7 protein-coding genes and 1 pseudogene are annotated in these 5,931 nt (G+C 75.1%); 5 read left to right on the top strand and 3 right to left on the bottom strand.

All coding sequences use genetic code 11. The features are described 5' to 3' along the window. Both ABEB16_RS17090 and ABEB16_RS17085 read left to right on the top strand, forming a co-directional pair. Positions 1-594 (top strand): annotated as a pseudogene (locus tag ABEB16_RS17090) (TPM domain-containing protein); the annotation flags it as partial. A 108-nt stretch (positions 595-702) separates the two neighbouring features. Further along, complete coding sequence (locus ABEB16_RS17085) at positions 703-1,419, top strand: PspA/IM30 family protein (protein WP_345713426.1); 717 nt, start codon at positions 703-705, stop codon at positions 1,417-1,419. A 3-nt stretch (positions 1,420-1,422) separates the two neighbouring features. Here ABEB16_RS17085 and ppgK read toward each other — a convergent pair whose 3' ends face one another. The 3 genes from ppgK to map form a co-directional block, all read right to left on the bottom strand. After that, positions 1,423-2,148, bottom strand: a complete 726-nt coding sequence (ppgK, locus tag ABEB16_RS17080) for a polyphosphate--glucose phosphotransferase (RefSeq protein ID WP_345713427.1) — start codon at positions 2,146-2,148, stop codon at positions 1,423-1,425. 121 nt (positions 2,149-2,269) lie between these two features. Next, positions 2,270-2,473, bottom strand: a complete 204-nt coding sequence (locus ABEB16_RS17075) for a PspC domain-containing protein (protein ID WP_345713425.1) — start codon at positions 2,471-2,473, stop codon at positions 2,270-2,272. 85 nt (positions 2,474-2,558) lie between these two features. Next, positions 2,559-3,419, bottom strand: a complete 861-nt coding sequence (gene map / locus ABEB16_RS17070) for a type I methionyl aminopeptidase (RefSeq protein WP_345713424.1) — start codon at positions 3,417-3,419, stop codon at positions 2,559-2,561. Between the two features lie 51 nt (positions 3,420-3,470). Here map and ABEB16_RS17065 point away from each other — a divergent pair, with 51 nt between their 5' ends. The 3 genes from ABEB16_RS17065 to ABEB16_RS17055 all read left to right on the top strand — a co-directional run. Further along, the gene (locus tag ABEB16_RS17065; protein ID WP_345713423.1) at positions 3,471-3,650 is read left to right on the top strand and encodes a methionine aminopeptidase; all 180 of its coding nucleotides are present in this window, start codon (positions 3,471-3,473) and stop codon (positions 3,648-3,650) included. A 225-nt stretch (positions 3,651-3,875) separates the two neighbouring features. After that, the gene (locus ABEB16_RS17060; RefSeq protein WP_345713422.1) at positions 3,876-5,114 is read left to right on the top strand and encodes a toxic anion resistance protein; all 1,239 of its coding nucleotides are present in this window, start codon (positions 3,876-3,878) and stop codon (positions 5,112-5,114) included. Beyond that, positions 5,111-5,931, top strand: an 821-nt coding sequence (locus tag ABEB16_RS17055) for a hypothetical protein (protein WP_345713421.1), incomplete at its 3' end; no start/stop codon positions are given. The genes ABEB16_RS17060 and ABEB16_RS17055, both read left to right, overlap by 4 nt.

The following is a 5,931-nucleotide window of genomic DNA, read 5'->3' as shown; positions in this document are numbered from 1 at the left end:
CTCGGGGAGGCGGAGCGGGCGCTGGAGGCGGTGGTGGGGGCCGCGCAGGAGGCCGTGGAGGCCGGCCGGCGGGAGGCCGCGGCGCTGGAGCGGGCGCTGCTGGTGGCCCGGGCGGACATCGACGCCGCCGAGGACTTCATCGCCACCCGTCGCGGCGCGGTCGGCGGCCCGGCCCGCACCCGGCTGGCGGAGGCCCGGCGCCACCACGCGCAGGCCGTCGCCCTGCAGGTGCAGGACCCGCGCGCGGCCCGGCAGCTCGCCGAGCGCGCCGACGCGCTGGCGCAGCTGGCCGCCGAGCTGGCCCGGGCCGACGTGGACGGCTGGTGGTCGGACGTGCCGGGCGGCGGATACGGCGTCCGGCGGGGGGGCCACGGCGGTGGCGCGGACGTCGGGGCGCAGGTGCTGGGGGCGGTCCTGGGCGGCATCCTCGCCGGTGGCGCCGGGCACCGGCCCGGCCGACGCAGCTCCGGCTGGGGTGGTGGCTTCGGTGGTGGCTTCGGTGGTGGCTTCGGTGGTGGCTTCGGCGGTGGGTCGGGCGGTGGGTCGGGCGGTGGCGGCTCGTTCGGCGGCTCCGGCGGCGGCGGGCGCTTCTAGCCTGCGGCTGCGGACCCCGCGCCGTCACGGCATGCTGCCCCGCGGACACCTCGTCAACGAGCAGCGACGTCGATCGGCGCCGGGACACCGGCCGGGAGGAGCACCACCGTGGCGGAGAAGCAGTCGATCCTGGGCCGCATCGCGCAGCTGACGCGCGCCAACATCAACGCCTTCATCGACTCGGCCGAGGACCCGCAGAAGATGCTCGACCAGATGATCCGCGACTACAGCGCCAGCATCCGCGACGCCGAGGGGGCGATCGCCCAGACGATCGGCAACCTGCGCCTCGCCGAGCAGGACCGCGACGAGGACGAGGCCGCGGTGCGGGAGTGGGGCGCCAAGGCGGCCGCCGCCTCCCGCAAGGCGGACGAGCTGCGGGCGGCGGGGCGCACCGCGGAGGCCGACCGCTTCGACGAGCTGGCCAAGGTCGCGCTCAAGCGGCAGATCTCCTTCGAGAAGGAGGTCTCCGACGCAGGCCCCCAGATCGCGGCGCAGACCGAGGTCGTGGACAAGCTGAAGTCCGGGCTGGAGGGCATGCGGGCCAAGCTGGACGAGCTGCGGACCAAGCGGGACCAGCTCGTGGCGCGCGCCAAGGCCGCCGAGGCGCAGGCGCGGGTGCACGAGGCCCTGGGGTCCGTCAACGTGCTGGACCCCACCTCCGACCTGGCCCGCTTCGAGGACCGGATCCGGCGGGAGGAGGCCCGCGTGGCCGGTCAGGCCGAGCTGCAGGCCGACTCCCTGGAGTCCCGGTTCGCCAGCCTGGAGGACGACGCGGCCGACCTCGACGTGGAGGCGCGCCTCGCCGCCCTCAAGGCCGGCGGCTGAGGGTCAGCGGGACTCGGCGGCCAGCACCGCGGCGCCGATGATGCCCGCGTCGTTGCGCAGCGACGCGGGCACGATCGGGGTGCGCAGGTCGAGCAGCGGCAGGAACTTCTCGTGCTTCTTGCTGACGCCGCCGCCGACCACGATGAGGTCGGGCCAGAGCAGGTCCTCGACGTGCTTGTAATAGCGCTGCAGCCGCTTGGCCCACTGCTCCCACGTGAGGTCGTGCCGCTCCCGGGCGGAGTCGGCGGCCTTCTTCTCGGCGTCGTGGCCGTCGATCTCCAGGTGGCCGAGCTCGGTGTTGGGCACCAGGGTGCCGTCGACGATGAGGGCGCTGCCGATGCCGGTGCCCAGCGTCGTCACGAGCACCACGCCCTTGACGCCGCGGGCCGCCCCGTAGCGGGCCTCCGCGAGCCCGGCGGCGTCGGCGTCGTTGACGACGAGCACCTTGCGGCCCAGCGCGTCGGTGAAGACCTGCTCGGCGTCGGTGCCGATCCAGGACGCGTCGACGTTGGCGGCCGTGCGGGTGATGCCGTGCTGCACGACGGCGGGGAACGTGATGCCCACGGGGCCGCCGACGTCGGGGAAGGACGCCACGGCGGTGGCGACCACGGGTGCGATGCTCGCCGGGTCGGCGGCCTGCGGGGTGGGGATGCGCACCCGCTCGGCGGCGAAGGTGCCGCCCGCGAGGTCCACGGGGGCCGCCTTGATCCCCGAGCCGCCGATGTCCACCCCGAGGCCTCGGGGGTTCGGTGTCGCCGCGGGGGCGGGGCCGGAGGTGCTGGTCGTCGTCGCCACGGGGGGAGCCTACGACCCCCCTGCCGCCGCGGCGCGGCGCCACCCGCGGTGCCGGTCAGCGCCGGCGCCGCCGCGGGGAACCGTCCACCGGCAGCAGCACCCACAGCACCAGGTAGAGCAGCACCTGCGGCCCCGGCAGCAGGCAGGAGACGAGGAACAGCACCCGCACGAGGGTGGGGCTGACGCCGAAGCGGCGCGCCAGCGCGGCGCAGACCCCCGCGACGACGCGGCCGTGGCGGGGACGGGCGAGCTCGGACACGGACTCCTCCTGGTGGCTGCCGGTGCCCGTGCAACGCGCCGCGCGGCCCCGCGGTGCCCGTGGTGCGGCCGACGCCTCCGGCGGGTCATGGCAGCGTGAGGACCTCCGCGCCGGTCCCGGTCACGACGAGGGTGTGCTCGAACTGCGCCGTCCGCCGGCGGTCCCTGGTCACCACCGTCCAGCCGTCGTCCCACATCTCCCACTCGTGGGTGCCCAGGGTGAGCATCGGCTCGATGGTGAACACCATGCCCGGCTCCATGACGGTGGCGTGCTCGGGCGCGGCGTCGTAGTGCGGGATGACGAGGCCGGTGTGGAAGGCGGGCCCGACGCCGTGGCCGGTGAACTCCCGCACCACGCCGTAGCCGAAGCGCCTGGCGTACGCCTCGACGACCCGGCCGAGGACGTTGACCGCCCGGCCCGGCACCACGGCCCCGATCGCGCGGTCGAGCGCGGTGCGGGTGCGCTCGACGAGCAGGCGGGACTCCTCGTCGACCTCGCCGACGAGGTAGGTGGCGTTGGTGTCGCCGTGCACGCCCCCGACGTACGCGGTGACGTCGATGTTCACGATGTCGCCCTCGCGCAGCACCGTGGAGTCGGGGATCCCGTGGCAGACGACCTCGTTGACGCTGGTGCAGCACGACTTGGGGAACCCGCGGTACCCCAGGGTGGAGGGGTAGGCGCGGTGGTCGAGCAGGTACTCGTGCGCCACCCGGTCCAGCTCGTCGGTCGTCACCCCGGGGCGGACGTGCTCGGCGGCCGCGGCCATCGCGCGCGCGGCGATCCGCCCCGCGACGCGGATGCGCTCGACGGTCCCGGCGTCCAGCACGTCGGGGCCCTCGTAGCGGCGCGGCGCGGGCCGGTCGACGTACTCGGGGCGCTCCACGTCCGCGGGCACCGGCCGGCGCGGGCTGAGGACTCCGGGGACGAGCGGGGTGGCGACGGGCATGCCCGCGAGTCTAGGGAGGCGCCCGCGCGGGGGCCGGTCCACGATGGGCCCATGAGCGAGCGCGCCTTCTACTACAACGTCCGCACCGGTGCGGTGGAGGAGGTCGAGCGCAAGAGCCAGGCCAAGGACCTCATGGGCCCCTACGGCACCCGCGAGGAGGCCTCCGCCGCGCTGGCCACGGCCCGCGCCCGCACCGAGGCGTGGGACGCCGAGGACGCCGAGGAGGGCTGACCCCCGCCCGGCGGTGCGGCGGGTCGGGGTCGCGCCAGGGGTTCCCCCCATCGACACGGGGGTCCGGCCCTGATGCACTGCGGGCAGCGTCCACCACAGGATGGATGCGCGCGCCCCGCCCGGTGCGCAGGATGGCCGGAACGCCGCGGGCTCCCGGCTCGTCCTGAGACCGGGGAGGGCGCACCGCCCGAGCACCACCGCAGCACCGGATCCGAGGGGAAGTCGATGTCGGAGTCGCTGGACCTGAGCAAGCCGCTGGCCCCACCGGCGGCACCCGCCGCCGCAGCCGCCCCGGACCTGCAGCTCACGCCCCCCGCCCCGGTGCCCGTCATCGCCGACGACCAGGCGCAGGGGATGATCCCCCTCGACGAGACCACCCGGGCGGACCTGGCGCGCAAGGCGCAGGCCTTCGTGGAGGACCTCGCGGCGCAGGACCCGCGCAGCCCGGCCTTCCAGAAGCGCGTCGACGACATCGTGCGCATGGGCGAGCAGGAGGTGCGGGCCTCCGCGCAGGCGTCCAACCGGATGCTGGAGCGCCCCGCCTCGGCGCTGGCCGGCGCCAAGGGCGCCAAGGCCGCCGGCCCCGGCGCCGACGCGCAGGTGAAGGTCGCCAACACCCTGCTGGAGCTGCGCCGCACGGTCACCGACCTCGACCCCGGCCGCGCCGACCTCAGGGGCGCCAAGAAGCTGCTCGGCGTCATCCCGATGGGCGGCAAGATCCAGCGCTACTTCGAGCGCTACCAGTCGGCGCAGTCGCAGCTGGACGCCATCATCAAGGCGCTGGCCTCCGGGCAGGACGAGCTGCGCAAGGACAACGCCTCCATCGAGCAGGAGAAGGCGAACCTCTGGGCGACGATGGGCAAGCTCACCGAGTACGCCACCCTCGCCAAGGCGCTGGACGCGGCGACGGTCCAGAAGGTCGAGCAGCTGCGGGCGACGAACCCGCAGGCCGCCGACGCGCTCACCGCCGACGCGCTGTTCCCCATCCGCCAGCGCCACCAGGACCTGCTGACCCAGCTGTCGGTCAGCGTGCAGGGCTACCTGGCGATGGACCTGGTGCGCAAGAACAACATCGAGCTCATCAAGGGCGTCGACCGGGCCCAGACGACGACGGTGGCCGCGCTGCGCACCGCCGTGATCGTCGCGCAGGCCCTGGCCAACCAGCGCCTCGTGCTGGACCAGATCAACGCCCTCAACACGACGACCAACCAGATGATCCTGTCCACCAGCGAGATGCTCAAGCAGCAGACCGCGCAGATCCACCAGCAGGCGGCCAGCTCCACGGTGGACGTCGCGACGCTGCAGCGGGCGTTCGACAACGTCTTCGCGACGATGGACGCGATCGACACCTTCAAGGCGCAGGCGGTGAGCAGCATGGCCACCACGGTCGACGCCCTCGAGGGCCAGGTGAACCGCTCCCGCTCCTACCTGGAGCGGGTGCGCTCGCAGGAGGAGGAGCGGTGAGCACCCCGGCGTCCCTGCGGCGGCGCGGCCGCCCGGTGCGGGCCTCGGCCGCCCCCTCGGAGGTGGTGAGCCGCCGGCTGCGCAGCAAGCGGTGGAAGACCGCCAACAGCTGGTGGCTCGTGATGCCGGCGCTCGGCGGGGTGTTCCTGTCCTGGATCGCGTTCCTCTACATGGGCGTCAAGGGCCACCGGGCGCGCTGGGTGCTGGCCAGCCTGGGCTACCTGCTGGTGGCCGGCGCCGCGCTGGGCCTGGTGGCGCAGCAGACGGCGGTGGCGACCTTCTTCGGAGTCTTCCTGGCCTTCGCGGGCTGGGGCGGAGGGCTGGTGCACTCGGTCATGGCGAACCCGACCTGGCTGCGGATCAAGGCGGCCCTGGGCATCGAGCCGGAGGCGCCGCCGGTCCCCGCGGCCCCCGCGGCACCGCCCACCCCGGCCGAGCTCGTGGCCCGGCTGGAGGAGGACCTGCGCGCCGTCGTGCGCCGCGCCAACGCGGCGGGCGGGCGGCTGCCGGACGGTGCGGTGCCGAGGATCCGCGAGATCGAGGACGTGCTGCGCCCGCTGCTGGCCCGCGCCCGCAGCCGCCGGCCCGACGCGGAGGCCATGCACAACCTGGAGGCCATCGTGCGGGAGTACCTGCCCGGCGCCCTGGACCGCTACCTGGACCTGCCGCCGCAGCTGGCCCTCACCAGCCGCACCAGCGCCGGCACCACGCCCGCCGAGGAGCTGCTCAACCAGCTGGGCCTGCTGCAGGAGGGCGCCCAGCAGCTGCAGCAGGCGGTCGTGGAGTCCGACGTGCAGGCGCTGGCCACGCAGGGGCG

The organism is Kineococcus glutinatus, from assembly GCF_039542765.1.
GTDB lineage: Bacteria > Actinomycetota > Actinomycetes > Actinomycetales > Kineococcaceae > Kineococcus_A > Kineococcus_A glutinatus.
This window is presented reverse-complemented; position numbering and strand designations above follow the sequence as displayed.